General features: G+C 38.6%; 25 protein-coding genes and 1 pseudogene. 8 read left to right on the top strand and 18 right to left on the bottom strand.

Going from position 1 to position 26,036, the window contains the following annotated elements:
* Positions 1 to 80 precede the first annotated feature (80 nt).
* The 10 genes from argH to sppA all read right to left on the bottom strand — a co-directional run bounded on the left by argH (position 81) and on the right by sppA (position 9,359).
* The gene (argH, locus tag BK049_RS14145; RefSeq protein ID WP_071168796.1) at positions 81 to 1,454 is read right to left on the bottom strand and encodes an argininosuccinate lyase; all 1,374 of its coding nucleotides are present in this window, start codon (positions 1,452 to 1,454) and stop codon (positions 81 to 83) included.
* On the bottom strand, positions 1,451 to 2,662 hold the full coding sequence (locus tag BK049_RS14140) for an argininosuccinate synthase (protein ID WP_008356091.1): 1,212 nt from the start codon (positions 2,660 to 2,662) through the stop codon (positions 1,451 to 1,453). The genes argH and BK049_RS14140 overlap by 4 nt, the downstream gene beginning before the upstream one ends.
* 174 nt (positions 2,663 to 2,836) lie before the next feature.
* Entirely contained in the window at positions 2,837 to 3,352 is a 516-nt protein-coding gene (locus tag BK049_RS14135) for a MogA/MoaB family molybdenum cofactor biosynthesis protein (protein WP_071168795.1), read from the bottom strand.
* A gap of 102 nt (positions 3,353 to 3,454) precedes the next feature.
* Positions 3,455 to 4,639: an acetate kinase gene (locus tag BK049_RS14130; RefSeq protein ID WP_008356096.1), complete on the bottom strand. Its 1,185-nt coding sequence runs from the start codon at positions 4,637 to 4,639 to the stop codon at positions 3,455 to 3,457.
* A gap of 229 nt (positions 4,640 to 4,868) precedes the next feature.
* A complete protein-coding gene (locus tag BK049_RS14125) occupies positions 4,869 to 5,843 on the bottom strand; it encodes a class I SAM-dependent methyltransferase (protein WP_071168794.1) in 975 nt (324 codons plus the stop codon).
* 88 nt (positions 5,844 to 5,931) lie between these two features.
* On the bottom strand, positions 5,932 to 6,432 hold the full coding sequence (gene tpx / locus BK049_RS14120) for a thiol peroxidase (protein ID WP_008356100.1): 501 nt from the start codon (positions 6,430 to 6,432) through the stop codon (positions 5,932 to 5,934).
* Between the two features lie 112 nt (positions 6,433 to 6,544).
* The gene (gene ytfJ, locus BK049_RS14115) at positions 6,545 to 6,997 is read right to left on the bottom strand and encodes a GerW family sporulation protein (RefSeq protein WP_008356102.1); all 453 of its coding nucleotides are present in this window, start codon (positions 6,995 to 6,997) and stop codon (positions 6,545 to 6,547) included.
* A gap of 14 nt (positions 6,998 to 7,011) precedes the next feature.
* Positions 7,012 to 7,719, bottom strand: coding sequence for a DUF2953 domain-containing protein (locus BK049_RS14110; protein ID WP_008356104.1), 708 nt, complete (start codon positions 7,717 to 7,719; stop codon positions 7,012 to 7,014).
* A 99-nt stretch (positions 7,720 to 7,818) separates the two neighbouring features.
* Positions 7,819 to 8,343, bottom strand: coding sequence for an RDD family protein (locus BK049_RS14105; protein ID WP_071168793.1), 525 nt, complete (start codon positions 8,341 to 8,343; stop codon positions 7,819 to 7,821).
* Positions 8,344 to 8,357: 14 nt separating this feature from the next.
* Positions 8,358 to 9,359, bottom strand: a complete 1,002-nt coding sequence (gene sppA, locus BK049_RS14100) for a signal peptide peptidase SppA (RefSeq protein WP_071168792.1) — start codon at positions 9,357 to 9,359, stop codon at positions 8,358 to 8,360.
* Positions 9,360 to 9,805: 446 nt separating this feature from the next.
* Between sppA and BK049_RS14095 the strand changes: the two genes are divergently transcribed.
* The 7 genes and pseudogenes from BK049_RS14095 to BK049_RS19870 form a co-directional block, all read left to right on the top strand.
* Positions 9,806 to 10,609, top strand: coding sequence for an NAD kinase (locus BK049_RS14095; RefSeq protein ID WP_008356109.1), 804 nt, complete (start codon positions 9,806 to 9,808; stop codon positions 10,607 to 10,609).
* Between the two features lie 297 nt (positions 10,610 to 10,906).
* A complete protein-coding gene (locus tag BK049_RS14090; protein WP_071168791.1) occupies positions 10,907 to 12,349 on the top strand; it encodes a DEAD/DEAH box helicase in 1,443 nt (480 codons plus the stop codon).
* A gap of 188 nt (positions 12,350 to 12,537) precedes the next feature.
* Positions 12,538 to 13,587: a Delta(5) desaturase DesA gene (gene desA, locus BK049_RS14085; RefSeq protein ID WP_071168790.1), complete on the top strand. Its 1,050-nt coding sequence runs from the start codon at positions 12,538 to 12,540 to the stop codon at positions 13,585 to 13,587.
* 117 nt (positions 13,588 to 13,704) lie between these two features.
* Entirely contained in the window at positions 13,705 to 14,841 is a 1,137-nt protein-coding gene (locus BK049_RS14080) for a sensor histidine kinase (RefSeq protein WP_071168789.1), read from the top strand.
* Complete coding sequence (locus BK049_RS14075; protein ID WP_071168788.1) at positions 14,838 to 15,437, top strand: response regulator transcription factor; 600 nt, start codon at positions 14,838 to 14,840, stop codon at positions 15,435 to 15,437. The genes BK049_RS14080 and BK049_RS14075 overlap by 4 nt, the downstream gene beginning before the upstream one ends.
* Positions 15,438 to 15,639: 202 nt before the next feature.
* Positions 15,640 to 16,560 (top strand): iron-hydroxamate ABC transporter substrate-binding protein, encoded by a 921-nt coding sequence (locus BK049_RS14070; RefSeq protein WP_071168787.1) that lies wholly within the window; start codon positions 15,640 to 15,642, stop codon positions 16,558 to 16,560.
* A gap of 154 nt (positions 16,561 to 16,714) precedes the next feature.
* Positions 16,715 to 16,910, top strand: a pseudogene (locus tag BK049_RS19870) (bacitracin ABC transporter permease); the annotation flags it as partial.
* Positions 16,911 to 16,995: 85 nt separating this feature from the next.
* On the opposite strand, the gene BK049_RS14060 reads toward BK049_RS19870, so the two are convergent.
* Positions 16,996 to 18,345, bottom strand: coding sequence for an amidohydrolase family protein (locus BK049_RS14060; protein ID WP_071168786.1), 1,350 nt, complete (start codon positions 18,343 to 18,345; stop codon positions 16,996 to 16,998).
* A 102-nt stretch (positions 18,346 to 18,447) separates the two neighbouring features.
* Entirely contained in the window at positions 18,448 to 19,035 is a 588-nt protein-coding gene (locus tag BK049_RS14055; RefSeq protein ID WP_071168785.1) for an NAD(P)H-dependent oxidoreductase, read from the bottom strand.
* A gap of 119 nt (positions 19,036 to 19,154) precedes the next feature.
* On the opposite strand from BK049_RS14055, the gene BK049_RS14050 reads away from it, so the two are divergent.
* A complete protein-coding gene (locus BK049_RS14050) occupies positions 19,155 to 19,586 on the top strand; it encodes a MarR family winged helix-turn-helix transcriptional regulator (protein WP_045034203.1) in 432 nt (143 codons plus the stop codon).
* Positions 19,587 to 19,638: 52 nt separating this feature from the next.
* On the opposite strand, the gene BK049_RS19570 is transcribed toward BK049_RS14050, so the two are convergent.
* The 6 genes from BK049_RS19570 to BK049_RS14025 all read right to left on the bottom strand — a co-directional run bounded on the left by BK049_RS19570 (position 19,639) and on the right by BK049_RS14025 (position 25,975).
* Positions 19,639 to 19,815, bottom strand: coding sequence for a hypothetical protein (locus BK049_RS19570; RefSeq protein ID WP_008356320.1), 177 nt, complete (start codon positions 19,813 to 19,815; stop codon positions 19,639 to 19,641).
* A gap of 15 nt (positions 19,816 to 19,830) precedes the next feature.
* Positions 19,831 to 20,166 (bottom strand): hypothetical protein, encoded by a 336-nt coding sequence (locus BK049_RS14045; RefSeq protein WP_008356321.1) that lies wholly within the window; start codon positions 20,164 to 20,166, stop codon positions 19,831 to 19,833.
* A gap of 293 nt (positions 20,167 to 20,459) precedes the next feature.
* A complete protein-coding gene (locus BK049_RS14040) occupies positions 20,460 to 21,074 on the bottom strand; it encodes a LysE/ArgO family amino acid transporter (protein ID WP_071168784.1) in 615 nt (204 codons plus the stop codon).
* Positions 21,075 to 21,199: 125 nt separating this feature from the next.
* Positions 21,200 to 23,035, bottom strand: coding sequence for a DUF2357 domain-containing protein (locus BK049_RS14035; protein WP_071168783.1), 1,836 nt, complete (start codon positions 23,033 to 23,035; stop codon positions 21,200 to 21,202).
* Complete coding sequence (locus BK049_RS14030) at positions 23,019 to 24,953, bottom strand: McrB family protein (RefSeq protein ID WP_071168782.1); 1,935 nt, start codon at positions 24,951 to 24,953, stop codon at positions 23,019 to 23,021. Before BK049_RS14030 ends, BK049_RS14035 begins: the two co-directional genes overlap by 17 nt.
* The gene (locus BK049_RS14025; RefSeq protein WP_071168781.1) at positions 24,950 to 25,975 is read right to left on the bottom strand and encodes a hypothetical protein; all 1,026 of its coding nucleotides are present in this window, start codon (positions 25,973 to 25,975) and stop codon (positions 24,950 to 24,952) included. Before BK049_RS14025 ends, BK049_RS14030 begins: the two co-directional genes overlap by 4 nt.
* Positions 25,976 to 26,036: the final 61 nt, after the last annotated feature.

The following is a 26,036-nucleotide window of genomic DNA, read 5'->3' as shown; positions in this document are numbered from 1 at the left end:
GCTTTCATTTTCTCCAATGATGATCAATCTCCTTTTTTCATTACAAAAAACCATCCGTATCAACGAATGGTTTTGGTGAGTTACGCTAGGCAGGCTTTTGCTTTTTCTAAAGCAAGCTGAATTTGTTTGAATCCAGTACCTCCTGCACTTGTTCTTTTTTCAACAGCAACATATGGATCAAGAACAGTGTAAATGTCTTGTTCAAAAAGATCGCTTGCTTCTGTAAATGTTTCAAAAGGAAGATCACTTAGATAGATACCTTTTTGAATGCATGTATACACAAGTTTTCCAACGATTTCGTGTGCTTCACGGAATGGCATGCCTTTTTTCGCAAGATAGTCTGCCACCTCTGTCGCATTTGAGAAATCTTCTTTTGTTGCTTTTTTCATAACGTCTTCGTTCACTGTCATTGTTTGAATCATGCCTGTGAAGATTTGAAGGCTGCCAGCGATCGTTTTTACCGTATCAAACATGCCTTCTTTGTCCTCTTGCAGATCTTTGTTATACGTAAGCGGCAAGCCTTTCATAATGGTGAGAAGCCCCATCAGGTTGCCATATACCCGGCCTGTTTTCCCGCGGATCAATTCTGCCATATCCGGGTTTTTCTTTTGCGGCATCATGCTGCTGCCTGTTGCGTACGTGTCATCAAGTTCAATGAATTTGAATTCTTGAGAGCACCATAAAATGATTTCTTCACAAAGACGTGAGAGATGCATCATCACAAGGCTACTATTAGACAAGAATTCTAAAATGAAGTCCCGATCACTTACGCCATCAAGGCTGTTCTCGTAAATATGATCAAAGCCAAGCAGCTCTGCTGTATATTCACGATCAATTGGGAATGTCGTTCCTGCTAACGCCCCGCACCCAAGCGGAGAGACGTTAATCCGCTTCAAAGAATCTTGAAAGCGCGCTTTGTCACGCTCAAGCATCCAAAAATACGCAAGCATATGATGGGCAAAGGAAATAGGCTGTGCACGCTGCAGGTGCGTATATCCTGGAAAGATCGTTTCAACGTGCTGTTCTGCCTTTTCTACAAGCACCGTTTGAAAGGAAGAGATCAGCTCAATGATATGCTCTACTTGGTTATTCAAATATAAATGCATATCGGTTGCGACCTGATCATTCCGGCTTCTCGCTGTGTGCAATTTGCCTCCAAGCGGACCAATCTCATCAATGAGCATTTTTTCAAGGTTTAGGTGAATATCCTCATAGTCTACTGAGAAATCGAGTTCATCCGCCTCTGCCTTTTTCATCAGGGTATTCAATCCGTCTTTGATGACAGCGGCCTCCTCATCGCCGAGGATACCGCATTTATTCAGCATACTTGCATGGGCAAGGGAGCCGGTCAGATCTTCTTTGACTAATTGTTTGTCGAAATGAATGGACGCGCCAAACTCATCGACCCATTTTTCTGGTGTTTTTTGAAATCGGCCTCCCCAAAGCTTTTTCATGCTTTAACCTGCTCCTTTTTATTCACGATGCTGTTTACTTTTGTTGGTAAACCCCAAAGGTTAATAAATCCTACAGCTGCATCATGATCGAATTCATCTGCTTTTGTGTAAGTCGCTAGATTTTCATCATAAAGTGAATATGGTGATTTACGTCCTTCTACAATGGCATGGCCTTTAAATAGTTTCACACGTACAACACCTGTTACGTTCTTTTGTGTTTCTTGTAAGAATGCATCTAGTGCTGCTTTTAGTGGTGAGAACCATAGGCCGTTGTATATTAATTCAGCCATTTTTTGTTCAACGATTGGCTTAAAATGCGCCACTTCTTTGACAAGTGTTAAGTCTTCAAGCTCTTTATGTGCTTTTAATAGTGTAACTGCGCCTGGGCACTCGTACACTTCACGAGATTTGATTCCAACAAGACGGTTTTCCACGTGATCGATTCTGCCAACACCATGCTGACCAGCGACTTCATTTAAATGAAGGATGAGATCAGATAATGAATACTGGATACCGTCAATGGCTGTTGGTTTTCCTTTTTCAAACGTGATTTCAATGATCTCAGGTGTGTCAGGTGTTTTTTCAAGTGGGTTTGTCAGGTCATATGCACCTTCTGGCGGCGCAGCCCAAGGATCTTCTAAGATGCCGCATTCGTTACTTCTGCCCCAAAGGTTTTGGTCAATTGAATACGGGCTGTCTAAGTTAATCGGAATTGGAATGCCGTGTTTTTGTGCATATTCGATTTCTTCATCACGAGACCATTTCCATTCACGCACTGGTGCAAGAACTTCTAGGTCTGGATTCAATGCTTTAATGGATACTTCGAAACGAACTTGGTCGTTTCCTTTTCCAGTACATCCGTGTGCAACGGCTACTGCATTTTCTTTCTCTGCTACTTCCACTAATTTCTTTGCAATAAGCGGACGAGATAGTGCAGACACAAGCGGGTATTTCCCTTCATACATCGTGTGTGCTTGCAGTGCAGCAAGTGCAAATTCTTCAGCAAATTCTTCTTTTGCGTCGATCATGTATGATTGAACGGCTCCGACTTGAAGTGCTTTTTGCTGAACGAATGCTAAGTCTTTTCCTTCACCTACATCCAGGCAGCAAGCGACAACCTCGTATCCTTGCTCTTGTAACCATTTAACTGCAACAGAGGTATCAAGACCTCCGGAATATGCTAATACGACTTTTTTATTTTGTGACATGTTTGAAAAGCTCCTCTCGCTTGTTTTGATTCTGTGAATGTTTTTTTGCATAAAAATAAGTTTTAATTTATAAACATGCATTTAGTATGTATACACTGTAACAAGGAAAAATTGTTTTTTCAACCCCTTTATGAAAAAAACTCTGCCAAATTTTCTTGGCAGAGTCATTTTGGGCTATTTTTGATCTTTTTCAAGCTCTCGCAACACATGAGGAAGCTCTGGAATAATGAGTTTGGTCATGGCTAACCGAACTGCTCCGGTAGAGCCTGGTGTGGCAAAAACGGCTTTTTGGTTCATCACCCCTGCCGTCGCTCTAGATAAGATAGCGGCTGATCCAATATCTTCTGTATAGCTCAGCATGCGAAAAATTTCTCCAAAGCCCGGCAGCTCTTTTGAGAAAAGAGGTGTAATGGATTCAATGGTGACATCCCTTGCTGCAATCCCTGTTCCCCCGTTTAACAAGACCGCATCAATCTTCGCTTCACTCGTTCCTTCTAATACAGCGTCTTGAATCGCTCCAATGTCATCTTTTACAATATCGTATGCCAAAATGAGATGCCCCTGTTCTTTAAGCAAATCAATCATCAGGCGGCCGCTTTTATCTGTTTCTTTTGTCCTTGTATCACTGACTGTAATGACTTTTATGTTCAGCCTCTTTTTCGCTTCTCGTTTATGTTCTTCAACGCTCATTGCTCACACCGTCCCTTTCACTTCGTATTGCACCACATTATAGCATGCTGCTTTGAATAGAAAAAAGCTCTTTCCCTTATAGGGAAAGAGCTGCACAACTTATTACGCTAAACGCATAACGTCTCTTGCAATCATGACTTCTTCGTTCGTTGGAATGACAATCACTTTCACAGGAGAGTGAGGGTAGCTGATGAATGCTTCTTCGCCTCTCATGTTGTTAAGAGAAGGATCCCAGTATACGCCCATGAATTCTAGACCACGAAGTACACGTGCTCTCACTTCTGAACTGTTTTCACCGATACCAGCTGTGAAAATGATTGCATCTACGCCATTCATTCTCGCTGCATAAGAACCGATGTATTTATGAATACGGCTTGCAAAAATATCAAGCGCTACTTCTGCACGGTCGTTTCCTTCTTCTGTTGCTTCTTCGATATCACGAAGATCACTTGAAAGACCAGACACCCCTAAAAGACCACTCTTCTTATTTAAAGTAGAAAGAACTTCTTCAGCAGTATGTCCTGTTTTCTCCATAATAAATGGAATAAGGGCAGGGTCAATGTTACCTGAACGTGTACCCATCGCAACACCCGCAAGTGGTGTGAAGCCCATTGATGTATCGATTGATTTTCCGCCTTCAACTGCGGCAATACTTGCACCGTTTCCTAAGTGACAAGAAATCAAACGAAGCTCTTCAAGAGGACGGCCTAATAGCTCTGCTGCACGCTCTGTGACGAATTTGTGGCTTGTCCCGTGGAATCCGTATTTACGAATACCATATTTTTTGTAGTAGTCGTATGGAAGGCTGTATAGGTAAGACTGCTCTGGCATCGTTTGGTGGAAGGCTGTATCGAACACAGCCACCGCTGGAACGTCAGGCAGAATTTGTTTGAATGCTTTGATTCCTACAACGTTTGCAGGGTTGTGAAGTGGTGCAAGCTCAGAAAGCTGATCAATTTCATTGATGACTTCGTCTGTTAATAGAACAGAATCGCTGAACTTTTCTCCACCGTGAACGACGCGGTGTCCTACACCATCAATTTCGTTAAAGTCTTTGATGATGTTGAATTCAATGAGCTTTTCAAGCAGCATTTTTACCGCTACTGCGTGATCTGGGATATCAGTGACTTCTGTTTTCTTTTCTCCATCTACAGAAATCGTAAAGATACTGTTGTCCATTCCAATTCTTTCAACAAGACCTTTCGTTAAAACGGTTTCTTCTGGCATATTGAACAATTGAAATTTAAGAGATGAGCTTCCTGCGTTGATTGCAATAATTTTGGACATTCTTGTCGCTCCTTTTACTCTGTTGTTATATAAGGTTTCACGTTTTTTCCGGTGCTATATTCAACCTGTTGAACGGGTCTTTTATAGTTTAACGATAAGTCCGAAAAATATCTGACTTTTTCATTTAAACATTGAAAACTTCGCATTTCAAGTACACCTTCGAACTGTTACCGCTTACATCGATAAGTCGTTATTTTCTGAATAATAAAATAGCCAGACATCACTCTGGCTATTCTTTCGTTTCTTTTTCTTCAATAAACCACTGGTCTAATTTTCTCATGACACTCACCATCGCTTCCTTCTGTGAGAAAGATGGAAGGTTCGCAAACAGCATACGTTTCGGCGCTTTTAGTCCTTCTTTTTTCTTTTGCATCACGAATAGGCTTTTGGCGTGCTTTTTGTCTTTGAACATGGAGACTGGCAGCTGAATTAAAGCATTCATATACGCGTGATCTTTGATGAAATCCTTCAATTGCACGCTTTCTTTTCCTTCAAACAAATCGTTTGGAATGATGAAGAATAAGAAGCCGCCTTCTTTCGTGTAACGAAGACTTTGTTCAATGAATAAATAATGGGCAAAGGAATGGCCTTCTTTTGCCTTTAATTCATAGTCTGCCGCACGCTCATCATTTGGATAATAGCCGACTGGAAGACTGCACACGGTCACATCTGCCGGTGAGATGAGAAGCGGCTCAAGGCTGTCCTGATGGAAAAGCTCTACTTCTTTCTCTTCTAAATTCGCCTGTGCCCACGCAATTTTAATGAGCACATCATCAATTTCAGAGGCAAAACCACGTTTTGTTTCTGCAGTGAGATTGTTTAAGACTGCTAGCAGTAAATTCCCTGTTCCCGCTGCTGGATCAAAGACAACCAGCTCTTTTTGTCCTTCTAAAAATTTATTGACCAAATAGCTGACAAACAGACCAATTGTATCAGGTGTCATCTGCCGGTTTGGATGTGAAATATCCTTTTGTCCTTTTAATACGGCGAGCTGAAACGCTTTACGAATCTGCTCATGATCATAAGAGGCGAAATCTGCTTTCTCTATTAAATCTTTTAGTAAACCGTTTCGATCATTTGCCTGGAAAAAGGCTTCTCCTGCTTCTGCCAATGCTTCAATATAGGAAATGTCCTGTTCCTTTTTTAAACGAATGGACGCTGTATCGAGCAGCTCAAAAATCGTACTCACTTGATCTTTCTGCAATGCTTTTCTCTCCTCGCTTTGCTAAAAGCTATATATTCTCATTGAAAAGAGCCCCAGTATGAAGCCGGAGCTCTTGTCGATGCTGCTTTTATAACAGTGCTTTTGCAGCTTCAATGGCCTTTTCATAATTTGGATGATTCGTTGCTTCGCTTACGTATTCAGTGTAAACCACTTTTCCGCTCGGGTCTAATACGAAGACTGCACGCGCCAATAAACGCAATTCTTTCATATAAACACCAAATGCTTCACCAAAAGACATATCTCTATGATCAGATAATGTTTCGACATTTTCAATTCCGTTTGCTCCGCACCAGCGTGCTTGTGCAAATGGAAGGTCTGCACTAATCGTATAAATATTGACTGGACCTAAACCAGCTGCCTCTTCATTGAAACGTCTTGTTTGTGCGTCACACACACCTGTATCAATAGAAGGAATCACTGAGATGATCGTCACTTTTCCTGTTAAATCAGAAAGTGAAACTTCCCCTAGTGAGTTCGTTAATACCGTAAAATCAGGAGCCTGCTCGCCTACTTTCACTTCATTTCCTACAAGCGTTACTGGGCTCCCTTTAAATGTGATCGATGCCAAAACAATTCCTCCCTTATCAAATGTATGGTTCTATCATAGTAGAGAACGCCAAAAACTGCAAAGCCTAATCGTCCATTTTGAAAAAAAAGTTAACTGCATCGCAGCTAACTTTTTAAAGGTCTATGTCATCTAGTTTTCGTTCTTTGTGACGGTGCTCCCGTTCATCCTTCTTAAACATGTGCTGAAGACGTTCAATTGCTTGAGGAGCAGAATCCAATATTTTATCGAGCAGATGTGTGTGTTCATCCAAATGAAGCATTCGAACACCATTTGTTCCCACAATTAAAAAGGCGATTGGTGTAATGGATACCCCGCCGCCGCTTCCGCCGCCAAATGGGAGTTTCGGTTCTTTTCGTTCTTGTTCATCAGAACGTTTTTCTTTCTTTTGGTTACCGTTGAATTCACTGCCGCCGGCTGCAAATCCAAAACCGACCTTTGACACAGTGAGAATGACACTGCCGTCAGGGGTTTCGACTGGATCGCCGATGATCGTATTCACATCAATCATTTCTTTTAAGTTTTCCATCGCTGTCTTCATGAGACCTTGGATTGGATGATCTGCCATTTTCGGGTTCCTCCTTAAACAGATGATTCATTCTTCGTTGCTTGAAGAGAGGCATTTTTCCTCGCCTTTCTCCCTTTTAACCAATGGACAAGTAATCGAATGGCTGCAAGCATAGCATGTCCAATACGAAAATAAGCTATACATGTAAAGTGTGTCTGTGACACATTGTGCTGAAAAGCGGGAATCACTTCATAGACAGGTTTACGCTTAAAGGTGAGATGCTCCTGCATAAAGGCAAGGAGCGCTCCTTTGACTGACCAAACGCCGCCGGCTGCCACACCTGTTAAAGCTGCGTCATGAAAACCAATCCATGTTGACCAGTGAAACGAGACAATTTTTATATGAATGAAGAACTTACGCATGATCCTGTTTAGATCGACAATCTCTTTTGTGATGCGCTCCATTTGCTGAAGGATTTCCTTCACATCACGCTTGCCGACTTTTTTATGGATGGTTTCTTTTTCGTGATTAGGCGTTTTGGAGCTGGCCATTTTCTTTTCACGAATATCAATGGTTTGATCTTCCGTGTTCAATTTCACCATCGGAATGTCTTTCTTCAGTCTAACGATTCCGTATAAGGTGATGACCTTCACCGCAATGTGGTCATTGTCATTTGCATGTGAATAGTCCAGTGAAAGGGTCACTTTCATGAAGATCAATAAGATCACCAGAAACAAAAAAGCTGCGATCCAAACGTACAGCACTGCGCTCACTTCCTCCATAACAAATCTTGCTTCCTCTACGATTATGGCTTTGATTCCAGATTTTATACCCAATCATCAAAAAAGAGTTTGACCGGCACCGGTCAAACTCCCTGTAAGTTACACGTTTGATTCTGTTTTTTCATATAAATGCTCATGGACGACCACTGTATCCGCAAAGTAGTCATGAACCCCTTGCTTTTTCGGTGAGAACCCAACAACAGCATAGAGAACAAAAAGCGTGTTAATATATCGGCCAACAATTTCTCTAAAGAAAATGACATCCCATGACAGCTGCTTCTCAGGCTGAAGTGAGACAACTTTGATTCCAAATACCATCTTCCCAAGGGTTTGTTGAAACATTTTCGTCATGATCGCAAAATAAAGCAGAAAGACAATCGTCGTCGTGACGGAAAATGGCGAAAACCAGCCGCCGCCTTTTGACCAGCCAAACAGACTAAAGATTGGAGAAACCGTCAAATGGTTAACACCCCAGACGACGAGCCAATCAAGGATAAATGCCCAAAATCTAATCCAAAAACCGGCAAAGGCCTGTGTCTCAATTGAAGCGCGCTTCGCAAGGACCGGCTTCGAGTCTTCCTCTTGGCTGCGGCTTCCCTTTACTTCATCGAATGTAGAATCCATCTATGATCCCTCCTTTATTTTGAATAGAGATACATCGGTTTAGACCCATTTGAGCCAGCCAGTGTTTCTTTTAAATTCAGAAAATCAATTTCACTTTTAAAGAGCTTGGTTGCACTCATATTAAGGAGAGAGTTCCAGCCAAAGCTTTGAGAATAGCTGATAACCTTTGCTCCTTTTAAGCCTTTTTCATTTTTCTTCATCGCTTTTAGCGCATCTTCATAGTATCCAAGCTCATCCACTAACCCGTTGGCCTTCGCCTGTGTTCCGTCATATACTCGGCCATCGGCAATTTTCTTCACGTCTTTTTTAGACATGCCGCGTCCTTCCGAGATGACTTTGACAAACCCTTCATAAGAGTTGTCGACCATGCTTTGCATGATGCTGCGTTCATCCTTTGTCATATCACGATTTGGAGACATGATGTCTTTATATTTTCCACTCTTAATGGTTTCATATTTAATGCCTAAATTATCCGCAAGCTTTGAATAATTCAAGCTTTGCATGATGACACCTAGAGAACCGGTTAATGTTTCAGGTGAAGCAAAGATTTTATTCGCTGGTGTCGACACGTAATAGCCGCCAGAAGCCGCCATTGATCCCATAGATACATAAATTGGCTTCTTTGCTTTTTTCACTTCTTCTAATTTTTTATGTATTTCAGCACTTTCATAGACACCGCCGCCAGGAGAGTTGACGCGAAGCAGTATACCTTTTACAGAAATATCATCTTTTGCTTTATCTATTTCTTTTAAGAACGCACGATGGTCATACGCTTCTCCGCCTAAAAGGCTTGATGCACCGCCGTTATCTTGAATCGTTCCATTAATCTCAAGAACGGCAATTTTATTCGCTCCGCTCCCTTCCTCTAGTACCTTTTCTTCGATTTCATCCCCAAATTGATAGCTCATTTTATTGTCATTGAAGTTTTCGAACACGGCCATCGTGATACTAATCACAATCGAAAATCCGAAAACACCAAGTGCAATGATTAACGCTACCCATCTTTTCGCATTCATCTCTTTCTCCTCCTTTTTTGTCTCACTTCATTCATACGAATACACACATGAAATGTTTCACAAGAACTGTGGTTTTTTTACATTTCATTTCAACATATGATAGCACCGATCTTAAATGACGATCAACTTTACATCTTTTATCATGAGAATCTCACCACGAGAAATTGGCTATTTTATCCTCTCCCCACACCTAATAGCATAGATACTCACCACAACGAAACACCCAAACCTCTCCTGCATCAAAAAACAGCTATTAAATTATGCTCAAAGTCCGCGAGTTCGAATCACTTACATCGACTCATTTCTAAAAGAAGAACCTAGTATCATCTGCGTCTTTCTAATATTTTTACTTTCATATGAAAAAAGTGTAAAATGTGACCAAGGGTTTTATATGTAAGCCCTTTAATAATGGAAATCTATTTTTGACAACAAAGGGGAGAACGTCAATGACAGACAATCGCCGCAATGTATTTTTCTTTTACAAAAAAGATCATGAATTGGATGGACATATTTCTTCTCTGGAGAAGCTCGCTACCGATCAAGGCTTTCAAGTCGTCAAGCGTGCAGAAGATGCCCATATTATTGCTTCAATTGGCGGAGATGGCACATTTCTTCAAGCAGTTCGTAAAACGAAATTCCGTGATGACTGCTTGTATGTAGGGGTATCAAAAACAGAGAATTCACATTTATACTGTGATTTTTCATTAGAGCATTTTGATAAAATGATTGATGCCATGAACACCGAAAAAATTGAAGTAAGAAAATATCCAATCATTGATGTAAGCATCGACAGTACAAATCAATTCCATTGCTTAAACGAACTGTCGATCCGCTCTAGCATCATTAAAACATTTGTCATCGATGTGTATATAGATGATTTTCATTTTGAAACCTTTAGAGGTGACGGGATGATTATTTCCACTCCGACCGGCTCAACGGCATACAACAAATCCGTAAACGGCGCCGTGGTTGACCCGATGCTTCCTTGTATGCAAGTGACAGAGCTTGCATCTCTGAATAACAACTCGTACCGGACACTTGGCGCCCCATTTATTTTAAGCAGTGACCGCAAGCTGACGCTGAAGGTGGTCCAAGATGGAAACGACCATCCGATTATCGGACTTGATAACGAAGCGCTCGGTACAAAACACGTCAAACAAATTGACATTGGGCTTTCAGGCAAAGTAATTAAAACGGTCAAATTGAAAGATAACTCCTATTGGGAAAAAGTCAAACGCAGATTTCTTTAAAGGAAAGCCCCTATATGGGGCTTTCAAATTGTTGACAAAGGGCTAAAATGTTGTTGATTTTAGCCCTTTGTCTTCTTTTCAGCGTGACATGAAAACCTTTGCAGTCTAGGAAGGACGAGTACTGGCGCGGAGCGAATTTGACAATCGTGAGCACCAGCACGCAGGACTGACACCAAATGCGAGGGTTTGTCTACACGCTGAAAGCTCCTATATGGGGCTTTTTTTCATGTGAGCATGGCGTCTTTGAAAAGATATGGTATGATGTCACAAGTATGAATGTACGAAAAGGAGAACACGATGCCATTACAACAATTTGATCAATATCCATTAAGTGATGAATTAAAACAAGCGCTAGAAGCGCTTCACTTCCATACACCTACACCCGTTCAGCATGAGACGTTGTCCGTTGCTTTTTCCAAGCAGGATTTAATCGTCAAATCTCAGACAGGCAGCGGCAAGACAGCGGCCTATGGTCTGCCCATTTGTGAAATGGTGGATTGGGCTGAAAATAAACCTCAAGCCCTTATTCTCGTCCCAACGAGAGAACTTGCGATGCAGGTCAAACAGGACCTTACCAGCATTGGACGATTTAAACGAATCAAAGCCGCAGCCATTTATGGAAAAGCTTCTTTTCAAGCACAAAAAGTAGAGCTTGCACAAAAAAATCATATTGTATGCGGAACACCAGGGCGCATATTGGATCACCTTGAAAAAGGGACACTTTCTTTAGAAAATCTCAAATTCTTCGTGTTAGATGAAGCAGATGAGATGCTGAACATGGGGTTTATTGAGCAAGTTTCATCTATTATTCAGCATCTGCCGGCAAAGCGTATGTCGATGCTGTTTTCAGCGACAATGTCTGATGAAATGAAGGATTTGAGCGAGCAGTTTTTACAATCGCCAAAAGTGATTGAGATTGCACGGGAGGAAACGACTGTACAGCACATCACCCACACGTTGATTGAAACAGAGGAAGAAGCCAAATTTTCATTGCTTCAACGAACGATCGTCATGGAAAATCCAGATAGCTGCATCATTTTCTGCAATACGCAGGAACGAGTGAATGAACTGACGATGAAGCTGGACGAGTGGGATGTTCCTTGCGACAAAATTCACGGCGGAATGAAGCAGGAAGACCGTTTTGCCGTCATGGATGAATTTAAAAACGGGGAGTTCCGTTATTTGATCGCAACAGATATTGCAGCCCGAGGAATTGATGTAAGTGATATGACACACGTCATTCATTACGACCTGCCTTATGAAAAAGAACGCTATATTCACCGAACTGGAAGAACCGGCAGAGCGGGCAAAAGCGGGAAAACGATTGCGTTTATGACAAGGCATGCGCAGCCGCTCATTGAAGAATTAAAGCAGGATGCCGGCATTGACTTTCAGACTCAGCCTTATCCTACAAAAGAAGAAGCAGAGCAGCATGTAGAAGCCTTTGAAGAGAAGATTGAAACGCCTATTCAAAAGGAAAATAAGCAGGCCGGTGTAGAGAAGGATATCATGAAGCTTTATTTTAACGGCGGGAAGAAAAAGAAACTCAGGGCCGTCGATTTCGTTGGGACCATTGCCAAAATAGAAGGCGTTGCATTTGATGACATTGGGATTATTACCATTCAGGAAACGAAAACGTATGTAGATATTTTAAATGGCAAAGGCCCTCTTGTGCTAAATGCGATGAGGCATACTACCATTAAAGGCAAGCAGTTAAAAGTACATGAAGCACGCTCATAACAAGTGAGGGCCTGGCGCCTTCACTTTTTTTTAATCAATATCACCACTTACAAACCCTTATACCGCAAGCTTTTTTCATGACCAACATGACAAATGTCATGTTGTATACATGATGGGTACTACTATGAGCATCACACCTTTCCTTCTATACTTTGAAGTAGAAAGAAACGGAAAGGACTTGAACCTTCATGACAAATTCAACAAACACACAGCAGCAAGCCACTTTAAGAAAACAAGTAGGTCAATTTTCTGGTGCTGACTCTAAAAAAAGTATCATGCAGCTTTTCAATACATTTATCCCATTTTTCGGACTTTGGTTTCTAGCCTATTATAGTCTGAACATCTCCTATCTTCTCACCCTCTTCATTGCGGTTATTGCAGCTGGATTTTTAGTGCGCGTCTTTATCATTTTTCACGACTGCTGCCACCAATCTTTTTTTAAACAGAAGCCGCTGAATCACCTGTTTGGTTTCTTAACGGGTGTCCTCACCCTTTTCCCTTATCTTCAATGGCAAAGAGATCATTCGATTCACCATGCCACAAGCAGTAATTTAGATAAACGAGGTACTGGTGACATTTGGCTTCTGACAGTCAAAGAATATCAAGAAGCATCTGTATGGACGAAAATTCGTTACAGAATTTATCGTAATCCCTTTGTGATGTTTATTTTAGGACCGATCTTTGTGTTTCTCATTCAAAACCGTTTCAATGTGAAAAGTGCTCGTAAAAAAGAGCGCTGGAATACGTATTTGACAAACGTGACGATTGTTTTATTAGCAGCAGCCACATGTCTACTCTTTGGCTGGCAGGGCTTCCTACTTGTTCAAGGTCCGATTTTCCTCATTTCTGGATCAATCGGTGTATGGTTATTTTATGTGCAGCATACATTTGAAGATTCTTACTTTGAAGCAGATGAACATTGGAATTATGTGCAGGCAGCTGTAGAAGGCAGTTCCTTTTACAAATTGCCAAAGCTCCTTCAATGGTTAACAGGTAATATCGGGTACCACCATGTCCATCATTTAAGCCCGAGGGTACCAAATTATCATTTAGAGCATGCCCATGAGCATAGTGAGCCGCTTCAAAATGTTCCAACCATCACGTTGAAAACTAGCATTGAGTCAATGAAGTTCAGGCTATGGGATGAAGATACGAAAGCATTTGTTACCTTTAAAGAAGCACGTCAGATTAGAAACACCCCTGTGATAAAAGGAGACATACTCAAGAAGAATGCATAATTGGCGCAAGCTCTTTCTTACAATAGAAGGAGCTTGTTGTATTTGCAGGATGCGGTAACGTGTTCAATTTGATAAAGTAGTGAAAAAGACTGAAAAAATGGAAAAGGTGAATCACGGATGAAAAAACAACTAAAAATTCAAAAACTGCATGGGATTTCCCCATATATATGGGCGATTTTTTTCATCCTGCCCTTTTACTTTATCTTTAAGACCCCTTCCACTTTAGGCATTGTGATCGGCATTATTTTAAACGTCGTCTTTTTTGCTGTCTACCGTTTCGCCTTTGTCGCAAAAGGGTGGTCTTTATATGTATTCGGCCTTCTATTAATCGCCATTTCGACTGGCTATGTGATGCTTTACAGCTACATTTATTTTGCTTTTTGTATCGCCTATTTCAATGGACATATCAAAAAAAAGGTTCCTTTCTATATCCTATACTATATTCATCTAGCGAGCGCCGCCGTGGCGGTGAACTTTAGTTTGATCTTAAAAAAAGGCTGGTTTCTCACACAAATTCCGTTTGTTGTGATCACACTTATTAGCGCCATCCTCCTCCCTCTGAGTATTCGAAGCAGGAAGGAACGTGAACGGCTCGAGGAGAAATTAGAATATGCAAACGAACGGATCGCCGATCTTGTGAAGCTTGAAGAAAGACAGCGCATTGCACGCGACCTGCATGACACACTTGGACAAAAGCTCTCTCTCATCGGTTTAAAGAGTGATCTTGCCCGTAAACTTGTGTATAAAGATCCTGAACAGGCCCGTGCCGAACTAAAAAGCGTGCAGCAGACAGCTAGAACGTCTCTTAATGAAGTGCGAAAAATTGTTTCCTCCATGAAAGGTATTCGGATCAAAGATGAAATATTGAACATTCGGCAAATTCTTAAAGCGGCCGATATTGAATTGATTTATGATGAAAAGGAAGCACCAAAACAGATCACTCTCCTCAACGAAAACATTGTGAGCATGTGCATCAAAGAAGCTGTAACGAATGTCGTCAAACATAGTGATGCCACTGTCTGTAAGCTCACCATTCATCAAAAATCAAAAGAAGCCGTCATTACCGTTGAGGATAATGGAACATTTAAAGGTGATCATCCATCCTCGCAAACGAAGGGACATGGCCTTTTAGGCATTAGAGAAAGATTGGAATTTGCAAATGGACGCCTGCGCATTGAGACAAAGGACGGGACAAAGCTGATCATGAGCATTCCAAATGATTCAGCAGCAAAACATAAGGAGGCAATAAAATGATTAATATCTTTATCGCAGAAGATCAGCAAATGCTGCTTGGTGCTCTTGGGTCGCTTCTCGATTTAGAAGACGATATGACCGTTGTTGGAAAAGGGACAAACGGCCAGGACGCCATTGATTTTGCTAAAAAACATCCAGTCGATATTTGTTTAATGGATATTGAAATGCCCGGGAAATCTGGGCTCGACGCCGCTGAAGAACTCAAAAAGTCTGATGTGAAGATCATCATTTTAACGACCTTTGCCCGCTCTGGATATTTCCAAAGAGCACTGAAAGCTGGCGTTAGCGGCTATATGCTGAAAGACAGCCCAAGTGAGGATCTGGCAAGTGCCATCCGCAGCGTGATGAAAGGGAAAAAGGTGTACGCCCCTGAATTAATGGAAGACTTATACAGTGACGAAAACCCTTTAACCGAACGAGAAAGATCTGTTCTTGAACTCGTCGCAGACGGCAAAAACACAAAAGAGATCGCAAAGGAACTAAGCATTAAAAGCGGCACTGTCCGAAACTATATATCCATTATTTTAGATAAACTAGAAGTCAAAAATCGAATTGAAGCCATCACACGCTCAAAAGAAAAAGGCTGGTTTAAATAAGAAAAAAGATCAGGTCACATGCTGCCTTGATCTTTTTTTCTTTCTATGAGAAATTCTCTGTTTTTTTTATCACCAACTATCAAAATGTAATTGACAACAGACCGCAATTCTGTGATATGATAACTTAGTGATAATAATTATCATTATCACTAATACAACCAAATATCCGGCTCATGTGCCGATTTCAAAGGAGTCTACATTCATGAAGAAAATATTGTTCCCTCTGATGCTCATTTTCGTACTTGCGTTGAGCGCATGTGGCAATAGCAGCAACTCTTCCTCAAATAAAGGAAATCAATCAACGTCATCTGACACGATTACATATCAATCTGAAAATGGACCTGTGAAGCTACCAGCGAATCCAAAACGTGTCGTGGTTCTCGGCTCTTATTCAGGAAATGTCATGTCACTTGGTGTGAACCTTGTAGGCGTTGACTCTTGGTCAAAAAAGAATCCACGTTTCCAAAAGAAATTAAAAAATGTAGCAGAAGTTTCGGATGAAAATGTAGAAAAAATCATGAAGCTAAAGCCTGATGTCATCATCGGTTTGAGCAATGCAAAAAATGTAGAAAAACTTAAAAAAATCGCCCCGACAGTCTTGTTCACGTACAACAAAGTCGATTACCTTCAGCAGCATATTGAAATTGGAAAAGTCTTAAACAAAGAAAAAGAAGCGAGAGCTTGGGTAAAAGATTTCAAAAAACGTGCAACTGAAGCTGGAAAAGAAATCAAAGCAAAAATTGGTAAAGATGCGACAGTATCTGTCTTTGAAAGCGGCACAAAAGATCTCTATGTATTTGGAGATGCATGGGGTCGTGGAACCGAAATTCTCTATCAAGCAATGAAACTGAAAATGCCTGAAAAAGTAAAAGAAAAAGCATTAAAAGCCGGTTATTACGCGGTGTCACAAGAGGTTATCCCTGAATTTGCCGGGGACTACATGATCATTAGTCAAAACAATGAAATGGACAATTCCTATCAAAACAGTGAAATCTATAAGTCCATCCCTGCTGTGAAAAAACATCGTGTGTACGTAGCAAATGCTGAAGAATTTTACTTTAATGACCCACTCACACTTGAATATCAACTATCATTCTTTAAAAAGCATTTTTTAGGTAAATAAGCTGAAGCAAGGGATCTTCTTCCCTTGCTTTTTTTGTCTGCTTCTAGCGGGAGTACTGGCCCTATGATGTGTATGAGATCAACGATTTTCATCAGGCGATATACAGCTGTCAAAGTACGACCACTGTCATTGGTGCCGGATGATTTCACATTTATTCAAACAAATGAATGAAAGCGAAGAAAAACAAAGCTTGTACACGATCCTGCGTAGGTTTCATTTTACGGAAAAAGATCTCTTAAAAGGTGTTCGGCTAAAGCAGCTATTTAACTTTGACATTCCGTTTCTCGCCGGGCTGCTGCACAGCTGCTTTGCTGTACAATCTGGCTGTTTTTTTATTCGGCGGTGAGCTGTGAATACAAATGCGGATGGTCGTATCAATTGATACCGTTTTTGTCATGTACTTCCCATAGGCAAAGGCCTATGGGGGATTGTGCTTTATTTTGTTGATTCAAACTGATGCGATAAGATGTGATCTCTTGCTGCATAAGCTTTTTGTTTGATCTCGTCTAGGTTCACTCCAACTAGCTTCCCATTTTGCTTCACTGCCTTTCCGGCAACATAGACGGAATCAACATTTGAAGGGTGTGCCGTTTGGACAACCGCTCCAGCTGGATCTGTCATTGGAAGTAGATTCATGCTTGTCCGATCAATCAAGATGAAATCAGCTTCTTTTCCAGGTGTGAGTGATCCAATTTTGTCATCAAGCTTCAATGCACGGGCTCCATTTATCGTTGCTGCTTCCAGCATTTGATGAGCAGACAGGCCAAGCTCAGGTCCTGGCATCGTCCCCTCCATCAATAAAGCTTGATTTTGGATCGCCCGCTCTGCCTGAAGTCCGAATTTCATTTGGGTAAACAAATCCCCTCCTGTGGCTGTCACCACATCTACACCGAGCGTTGGAAGAACTCCATTCTCAATGGCGAGCCCCGTTACAGGATAACCGTGCCCCATCATCATTTCAATCTCCGGTGTAATGGATATTGAGCTTCCACTGTCGGCGAGCATTTTCATTTGTTCTGCATCAATTGCATTGATATGCACCATATTCAGATCAGGCCCCAGCAGCCCTGCTTGATGAAGCCGCTCAATCGAACGATCCGCTGCCCCCCAATTTCCAAAGCCAATGTGCATACTACATAATGCATCTAGGGATCTTGCTGTTTCAATTTCATATACCGAGGTCTCCCATGAGGAAAACTCAGGGCCACGAATGGCAAGTCCCATCGTCAGCAGCTGGTCTGACGATTGAAAATGCGTTTTTTTCACGCGGGCTGCGTCTTCCATATTCGTTAGTGTACTCTCTCTATCCCAATACTCTGCATCTCCAGAGGTACCAAAACCAAAGACAGCACGAATGCCTGCATCTTTTAATCCTTCAATGAGCTCATCTGTATGATCTATTGAATTGATCATCGTCCAATCGAAAAATGTGGTTACCCCTGCATCTAAAGCCTCTAGTGCCCCTAAGTAATTAGCAATTCGATCATCTGATGGCCGTCTCATGGCTCCATAGTTGCCATAATAGATTTTGCTCAAATACGTCTGTAAAGACCAATCTGCTCCTATGCCCCTTATGACAGACTGCCACACATGACGATGGGTATCCACAAGCCCTGGCATGATGACCATGTCAGATGCATCGACAATGTCAGCACCACTTGCTTCAATCGAAGGTCCAACTTCTACAATGTGTGCCCCTTCAATTAAGAGATCTCCCTTTTCCAAAAAACCTAAAGATGGATCAAGTGTAATGAGCGCCGCATCTTTAAACAATGTTTTCTTCATTCATATCCCCCTTTTCAAATAACGAGGATGAGTCTCACCCTCTATGACATTTTAAAACATAATAGGATCAAATTAGAAGAAAAGTGACTCAAGGAATGTGGTTTATGAGCTAATATTCCGAAAATAGTCGTATATCCGTTTTAATTTCACGTCATGCTTCCCTTTTGGACTTTCCATCATGCCAAATTCGAAGAACTTCACCGGTTTAATCCCGACATATTGTAAAAGAGCTCGTTTCATTAAGATTTTGTGGGCATTTTGCAAAAAGAAGAAAGGGTAGTGGGTCGGTCCTTGCATTGTCGATACACATACAGCCCTCTTTCCTTTTAACAAGCCTTCTGGAAGCAGCCCGCCTGTTTGACGGTAAGCAAAATTTGCTGCAAACATTCGATCAATAAAACCAAGCAGCATGGCTGGCGGCCGCCCCCACCAAATCGGATAAACAAACACGATATTGTCTGCCCATTTGATTTTCTCTTGATATTCTTGAATCTCAGGGTCCTTATGCATATCACGTCTTTTTTTCTCTTCATTAAAAATAAGTACAGGATCAAATTTGTCTTGGTATAAATCTATGATTCTCACTTCTTGAACGTTTGGATTTTCTTTACTGCCCTTTAGGATTTCTTTAAAAAAAGCACCATTTAAACTATTGTGATGGGGGTGAGTATAAATCATGAGTACATTCATGGCTTGTCTCCTTTAGTTATCATTTGATAACAAAAAGCATACACCCCTCTTTTTTGGTTGTCAAATGATAATTGTTTTTTGATAATAATTTTGGTATGGTACGTAGGAGGTGAAAAATGATGAAAAACCCACATTTTTTCAAAGAGTTTGTCACATTTGCTTCTACTTTTTCGGAGCTGAAACACGCTATGATGAGCAAGATCAAACCATCTGATCTAACCACTCTACAATATTTGATTCTGGAGCAGTTAGCCGTCAGTGAGCCGCTAACACCTAGTGAAATCGCCGATTGTCAGCACATGTCTCTTCCGAATGTCAGCAGAGAATTGAAAAAGCTTCACGAAAAACAATTCATTGATAGACAAGAAGATAAAGATGACAAGCGAAAACATGTCATTATGCTGTCTAAAAAAGGCCGTGCGTGTATGGACAAAGCATTTCAACAAATTGAATCCATGCTCATGGACAGCCTTTCTTCCTCTGACCAAAATCAAATGGATGATATCGTACAAGCTCTCCGTCTATTAAATCAAACCATCTTCAAAAAATGATCGAATGAAAAAAGCATGAGCGTATCGCTCATGCAAATGATTTTTGAACACATTAGTAAAGAGATGCCAAAAGATACGTGATGAAACCTACTATTGGAATAATCGGGATCATCAGCTTCAATGTTTTATTCGTATTCTTATATAAATTCCACAACAAGACTGGTACACCAAACGTCAATGTATCAAAGACAGCAAGCACTGCCCCTTTACGCTGTTCTTTATGAGCCATTTGAAAACCTCCAATTCACCAAACTTTTTTCACACAATAACCTGCTATCCCAGCCGATATTCCTGCATTAATGACTGTACATGCTATACAACCAACAGGTCCTGTTAAACAAACATAATAACAAGCCCCAAGAACCATTGAACGAAGCGGAAGAGATTCATTCGGGCCACTTTTCTTTTTTAAACAACTCCAAAATTTGTTCCAATTAAAGCTCGTTTGAATTTCCGAATCTTCAGCATTCATAATTTTTCTATTTAATTCCATCATATCTTTTTTCGCACCGTTTTCACCATAGGTAAAAGATCCTTTTAAAAACTCCCCATTTGGATTGATATGAAACTCATTCTTCAACTTTCCATTTAAATCCCATAAAAATCATACCTTTTTATGGAAAATGGCATAAGAGGCTTATTTACCAAAAAAAACCACTATAAATAGTGTAGCATATCTCCTACTTGATATCATTTCCTTCAGGTAATTGAATCGTCAGTATGTCTGAGATAAATGAACGGGGTGTAACTGATGCTTGCCCCGAGACAGTAGACAACAAAAAAGCGCCAGATGTTTTCCATCCAACGCTTTTTTCCCATGACATGTTCAGCACTCATTTTCATGCATCACGTCGCTTTTGCTCTATGTATCCTTTATCCAATAAGCTGATAGGCGATATATAATGCAACCAGCCAGATCATGACCGCAGAGGCTTTATTGATCCGGTTCATCCACTTGCCGTTTGTATCTAGCTTTCCTAACATTTTCCCGAGAAGAGCAAGACCCATAAACCATAACCACGAGACAATGATACAGGCTGCGGTAAATGCCACCTTTTCCGCCCCATGATATTGAAGAGAGTTCGTCCCTATCACTCCTATTGTATCGAGAATCGCGTGAGGATTTAAAAGTGAAACGGAACAGGCAAATATGATTTGTTTTCTCACAGGCATCAGGTCCATCTTTTCTTGATTACCTGTTGCAGAGCTCGTGTTCCAAACTGACCACCCCATATAAAGTAAAAAGAAAAATCCAATGATAAAAAGAGCTATTTGCAAGATCGGAATGGTGAGAACAACAACCGAAACCCCAATGACAGCTAAAGTGATTAAAAGTGTGTCGCAGAGGGCGGCTGTGATGACCACAGGCAGCACGCGATATAATCGAGGCTGAAGGGCTCCTTGCTGAAATACAAATACATTTTGCGCGCCCAAAGGTAAAATAAGACCAAAGGCAAGCACAATCCCATGAATTATCGCAATCGACATTTTCAGAACATTCTCCTTTTATGGAAATACTTTAATACGTATTAATAGCTTAAAACTTTCTAAAAATTTGATTTTCCGTACAAAAAAGCGCTGGATGCTTCAATCCAAACGCTTTGATATTGTAGTTAGTGTTTAAAAGTGTACTGACTTGGTACTATACCATTTTCTTCGGCTTCAGCAATAACTTCACTAATTAAAGATTCAATACTAAATTTAAATTTTGTCAGATCTGAATTTGGCGTCAGGGGTAAAAATGAAATGCTTCTTCCTGCTATTTCCTCTAGATTAATGTTATTTTGTTTTTGTTCAGGATATAGTACCACGACTTTGTGAACTGGCCTAATTCTATCTGTTTTTTTTCTACCATAAATAAATTTAGACCTTACATTATCTGCATAACTAGTTAATTGAACCGATTGATTATTCTTTACTTCATTTTCTACAAAATGTCTTGCTCTATATTTTGTGTCTAACAAAATAGTCCCAACATAAATCTCTTTAATATATACGTCTAATCGCATGTCAGGTTTCGTATTCTTTCCTGTTGTATATATAGGCTTATCGTGTAGATCAGTTTTCTCTTGTTTTTTTGGAATCAAACTATTATACAAAACATTTACCACTAAATCACCTTTAATAAGTTTAAATTTTGTTCCTTCCGGTATAATAGGTATTAATAAATTTTTGCTATTCCCCCAATAAGAATTGTTAAAATAGTCGCTTGGATCAATTTCAAAATTATATTCAGTCTTACTAAGTACTTCTATTAATTGAATAAATCCCCAAATTTCATATAGTTGATCAGTTCTTTTCCAATGATAATTCCACTTAGAATCAAAGTCTATATTTTTTTCATTTGAAAACATCAATTTATTTATTTCAATAAATTTTTTGTAACGAAAATCTAAATATACTTTACTGTAATTTAAGAAGGTAGTATTTTTATTTTCGATTTCTTTATACCAATTATTTTCTCTCAACTTATTTAAAGAGTTTATCATTTTAGTCGCATCAGCAGAATAACTTTCTAATTCTTGAAGTAAGTCTTCCTTTATGCTATTGGGTGTATATTCCGAAAACTTTTTATAATATTTATTATTTTCTTCCAAACTGTATTTTATGGATTCTAAAAATTTATTTAAAAGAACAACCCAATTCTCCACAATTTTTTTTAATATTATATTTTCAGGGTTGTTATAACTGATTACTTTTTTGAGAGATTTTATATATTGAGTAGACTCAGGGTGTTTAAGTCTATGCCTTATAGAAATCGAATCTATGTTTAAAGACTGATTTATACTTCTCATCTCGTAATCTTTTTTAATTGAGTGCCTCGGATTTCCAATTAAATCAGTGAGAATACTTAGTATTTCATTAAAATGTTGCTTTAAAACAAAGTATTTATCTAGCATTTGCGAATTTACTTTTATATTACTATCTTTCTTTTTATTAGGCTGTTTCCTTACAATATCTATTGCTAGGCCTTTTAAGTAAGTTTGTACATCCTCTCTCATAATTGATATGGAGTCTTCTGTTAAATGTTTTGCTTTAACTTTTATATAAGAATAATAAACAATATCTTTGATTATTACTTTTATTGTATAAATTCCAGGTATATATGGATAATATTCTTTTCCGCTATTTGGATATTCAAATAATTTAACAGTTGTATTTGAGAATATATACTTTTCTTCAAGTTCTTCATCGTATATTAATGCTTCATCATTCAATATATCAAATCCATCCATGTAACAAGTCGCAGATTGATCTTCACTATAAAACGTTAATTTTAAAGGTGAATTTTCTTCAAATTCAATATATTTTTGATAGTTTTCATCCAAATCATTTAAATTCGTAAAAAAATATAATTCACTATACTCCTTTGTAGCATGAGGCTCCTTTCTTTTTAAGTAAGTTAAAATAATTTTAAATTGATTTTTATCTTCAAATAGAGTATCCATTATAATTTATTTCTTCCACCTTCTGATTTATAATTTCTCTACTCTTATAAAATCTCGAAACATGCTCATACTTATCAAATAATTCAACAATACTACTTTTCTCCTTTTTATTTGTCTCAATCAATAAATTTTTTAATTGTTCACCAGTTCCTCTTACCTTAGTTAGAATACGCTGTACGATTTGAATATCAAAAGCATCTCCTCTTGTAATACTACTTATATTAGGGAGGTTTTTTATGTACATATCTATTTGTTTAACTATTCTTGGACCTACTCCTAGTTGCTTATTAGTTATTTGAAACAGATTATGAAGATCCCATAGGAAATCTAGTTCATCGTCATTTAATCTCAAATCTGTACCTTGATCCCTGAAAGAATTATAAGTACTTAGTTTAATTTCATCTGTTCTGGCCCTTTTCTTCTCTTCAGAAACCTCTCTTATTCCACGAAATGGTAAAATTTCTAACGAAAAAACATTTGCTCTATCTAAAACTTTATCAGAGAAATGATAAGTTGATTCATCTATATTTACAGTACCTACAAATAGTACGTTGTCCCCTATGGATATCGTTGGTGGAAATTGAGCTGAATTATATAGCCTACTTTCTAAATCATCGTTATAAAGCCTTAGAACTCTTTTGCCTTTACTCATCTCTAAAATTGAAAGAAATTGGGAGAAATAATGCTCTACTCTTGCTAAATTCATTTCATCAAAACAAATAATAAACAATTCATCTTTTTCACTACGCTCAGCCTTTATTAAAGTGTTAATTAAACCCGAATCCCCCGGTCTATACACCATATTAAGGGTATCAGCAAAACCAATTAAATCAGAATCTGATGTCCATGATGGACTAACTGGTATGATTGTCAAATTATCTTTAAGACCTAATGAATATCCATAGGTTTCAACTAATTTTGATTTTCCTGTCCCACTCATTCCTGCTAAAATTACTAGAGACGATATCTTCATTGCTGTATGGAAATTAACTAAATCTTCTTCACTATATTGAAGTCCCCATTCCTTTGTTATTTTCATAAACTGCTTTAAAAAATCTTCCTCTTTTTCTAATGTTGTAATTTCTTTAGGAGTAATTGTTTCGTTTAATTGTTCTTTAACAACTTCAATTGGCTCTGGAGTTATTGTTTTTTCATCTTTTTCAATCTCTTCTGTAAGAGTTAAATACTTCTCCAGAGGCATGAAAAGCAAATCAGGGCAAAATTCTCCATAATAGCATTCATCAGCAATTTCTCTCTTTAATACAGATTCTTTTATTCCTTCTTTCTCCTTTAAATTGAATCCACCGTATGCATACTGATGCTGCACAAACTCACCAAATATTTTGAATTCATCAGTATCTTCTTCTTTCCATATAATTAATGAAGGAGTATCTTCTGGTTCATGAGAGATATTTTCTATTCTTCCTATAAATTTCCCGTTTGATAATTTAAAAAAGAAATCGTCAAAGGTGTATTCATGGCTTTTCGAACTAAAAATAGGTATTGGTATTAGATTTAAATCGTTAGTAAAGCTAGGCAGCTTGTGAATTATCCTAACATTAATCGCATTATAAACTTCTTGTTGTCTATAAACACCGTCTTGTTGTGTATTATATATTAAACGTCTTTCTACATTAAATATAAAAAGCTTATCTTCTAGCCAATTTTTTAACTTTTTTTTCCTTTCCTCATCAGTCACTTGTAAATCATCATTAAAGCCCCAATTTTCAAGAGCAGAATTAAAACAAGTAACAGTTTTTACATTAGGAAAACTTGCTGCACCTTGAGAAATTATTCTAATGTTCATTTGTAAGCTATTATGCTTATTTATAAAAATCGAGTCTCTATATTGAGAATCTAATTTTTCATAGTTGTCTAAAACACCTACTAAGTCTGTATTCCATGTTCTTGTGCTCATTTATTCATCCTTCTTTCTAATTCTTCTCTTAAGACCTTAAAATCTTTGAAATCATTTATTGATTGATTTTTCTCAATTTTTATACTTCTTTTATATTGAGCTGGCACTAAAAAACTTAATATCCATATTTCTCTGAAACTCTTAATAAAGTCAGTATTAGAAATTTGGAGAATATCTCTGGTATTCACAACGTTAAGTCCTTTCTTTTTTAAATTATCAGTTATTTCATTTTGTGGATCCCCTAATATTAAAATTTCCGAAAATAAATTTTGAGCCTCCTCTATACTAGATGCGACTTCATTTGTATTAGATAACAATTCCTGTGCTTCTTTTAGTTGTTTATTATAGAGAAGCAATTCAGAATTAATTTCCAATATCTTCTTTTCGCTTTTTTTTGATTTTTCTTTTTCAATTTTTAATTCTTTTTTTAATACATTATTACTTTCAGTAAGCACTCTTATATCTTCTTTATATTTTTTGCTAAGAGTATTTAACTCTTTAGTTATTGCCTGATTCTTCTTCTTATACTCATCTAATTTTTTTTCGATTTTTTTGACATTCACTTTAAAATTTTGCGCATTTCCAGATGGTTCATTAGCGTTACTCATTTCAATATCAGCTAAGTTATTTTTTTTATACTTATTCAAAATTAAAACTTTAAAATCTTTTGCTATATTATGGTGTTCCGTTTTTTCACTTGAAAGTAATGCCCCAAAAATAAAGTGCAAGTTTAATCCGTCTTCATACAAGGTTATTAATCTTTCTTTCCCTACACCCCTTATATCTTCTGAAGAAATTTGTTTATCGGAGTTTAAAGGCTTGATATTCAATTTGTTATAATATTTAATGATTTTTTCGAAATTATTAATTAGTTGGACTGTTACAATTTTTTTTGAAGTTGAGATATTTTTAGCATTAAGTTCTCTAAACCCTTTAATTTTGATATTCAAATTTTTAATGATAACAATTAGTTCTGTATCTGGTATAATCCCTATTATTTCTTTCCATATTTCTTTATCCAAAATTATTTCCCTCTCTAAATTACTTAAATTTTAATAACAAAAACAACGACTATCCTCCTAA

The organism is Bacillus xiamenensis (assembly GCF_001857925.1).
Lineage (GTDB): Bacteria > Bacillota > Bacilli > Bacillales > Bacillaceae > Bacillus > Bacillus xiamenensis.
This window is presented reverse-complemented; position numbering and strand designations above follow the sequence as displayed.

What these genes read in the sequence shown, in the direction of transcription:
- BK049_RS19570 (WP_008356320.1), bottom strand. Translation starts at nt 19,815, where the DNA reads ATGGCTCATAAAGAACAGCGTAAAGGGGCAGTGCTTGCTGTCTTTGAT.
- BK049_RS14050 (WP_045034203.1), top strand. Translation starts at nt 19,155, where the DNA reads ATGAAAAACCCACATTTTTTCAAAGAGTTTGTCACATTTGCTTCTACT.
- BK049_RS14090 (WP_071168791.1), top strand. Translation starts at nt 10,907, where the DNA reads ATGCCATTACAACAATTTGATCAATATCCATTAAGTGATGAATTAAAA.
- BK049_RS14030 (WP_071168782.1), bottom strand. Translation starts at nt 24,953, where the DNA reads ATGAGCACAAGAACATGGAATACAGACTTAGTAGGTGTTTTAGACAAC.
- argH (WP_071168796.1), bottom strand. Translation starts at nt 1,454, where the DNA reads ATGAAAAAGCTTTGGGGAGGCCGATTTCAAAAAACACCAGAAAAATGG.
- BK049_RS14130 (WP_008356096.1), bottom strand. Translation starts at nt 4,639, where the DNA reads ATGTCCAAAATTATTGCAATCAACGCAGGAAGCTCATCTCTTAAATTT.
- BK049_RS14080 (WP_071168789.1), top strand. Translation starts at nt 13,705, where the DNA reads ATGAAAAAACAACTAAAAATTCAAAAACTGCATGGGATTTCCCCATAT.
- BK049_RS14060 (WP_071168786.1), bottom strand. Translation starts at nt 18,345, where the DNA reads ATGAAGAAAACATTGTTTAAAGATGCGGCGCTCATTACACTTGATCCA.
- desA (WP_071168790.1), top strand. Translation starts at nt 12,538, where the DNA reads ATGACAAATTCAACAAACACACAGCAGCAAGCCACTTTAAGAAAACAA.
- BK049_RS14110 (WP_008356104.1), bottom strand. Translation starts at nt 7,719, where the DNA reads ATGGAGGAAGTGAGCGCAGTGCTGTACGTTTGGATCGCAGCTTTTTTG.
- sppA (WP_071168792.1), bottom strand. Translation starts at nt 9,359, where the DNA reads ATGAATGCGAAAAGATGGGTAGCGTTAATCATTGCACTTGGTGTTTTC.
- BK049_RS14075 (WP_071168788.1), top strand. Translation starts at nt 14,838, where the DNA reads ATGATTAATATCTTTATCGCAGAAGATCAGCAAATGCTGCTTGGTGCT.
- BK049_RS14095 (WP_008356109.1), top strand. Translation starts at nt 9,806, where the DNA reads ATGACAGACAATCGCCGCAATGTATTTTTCTTTTACAAAAAAGATCAT.
- BK049_RS14055 (WP_071168785.1), bottom strand. Translation starts at nt 19,035, where the DNA reads ATGAATGTACTCATGATTTATACTCACCCCCATCACAATAGTTTAAAT.
- BK049_RS14140 (WP_008356091.1), bottom strand. Translation starts at nt 2,662, where the DNA reads ATGTCACAAAATAAAAAAGTCGTATTAGCATATTCCGGAGGTCTTGAT.
- BK049_RS14135 (WP_071168795.1), bottom strand. Translation starts at nt 3,352, where the DNA reads ATGAGCGTTGAAGAACATAAACGAGAAGCGAAAAAGAGGCTGAACATA.
- BK049_RS14035 (WP_071168783.1), bottom strand. Translation starts at nt 23,035, where the DNA reads ATGGATACTCTATTTGAAGATAAAAATCAATTTAAAATTATTTTAACT.
- BK049_RS14040 (WP_071168784.1), bottom strand. Translation starts at nt 21,074, where the DNA reads ATGTCGATTGCGATAATTCATGGGATTGTGCTTGCCTTTGGTCTTATT.
- BK049_RS14070 (WP_071168787.1), top strand. Translation starts at nt 15,640, where the DNA reads ATGAAGAAAATATTGTTCCCTCTGATGCTCATTTTCGTACTTGCGTTG.
- BK049_RS14105 (WP_071168793.1), bottom strand. Translation starts at nt 8,343, where the DNA reads ATGGATTCTACATTCGATGAAGTAAAGGGAAGCCGCAGCCAAGAGGAA.
- ytfJ (WP_008356102.1), bottom strand. Translation starts at nt 6,997, where the DNA reads ATGGCAGATCATCCAATCCAAGGTCTCATGAAGACAGCGATGGAAAAC.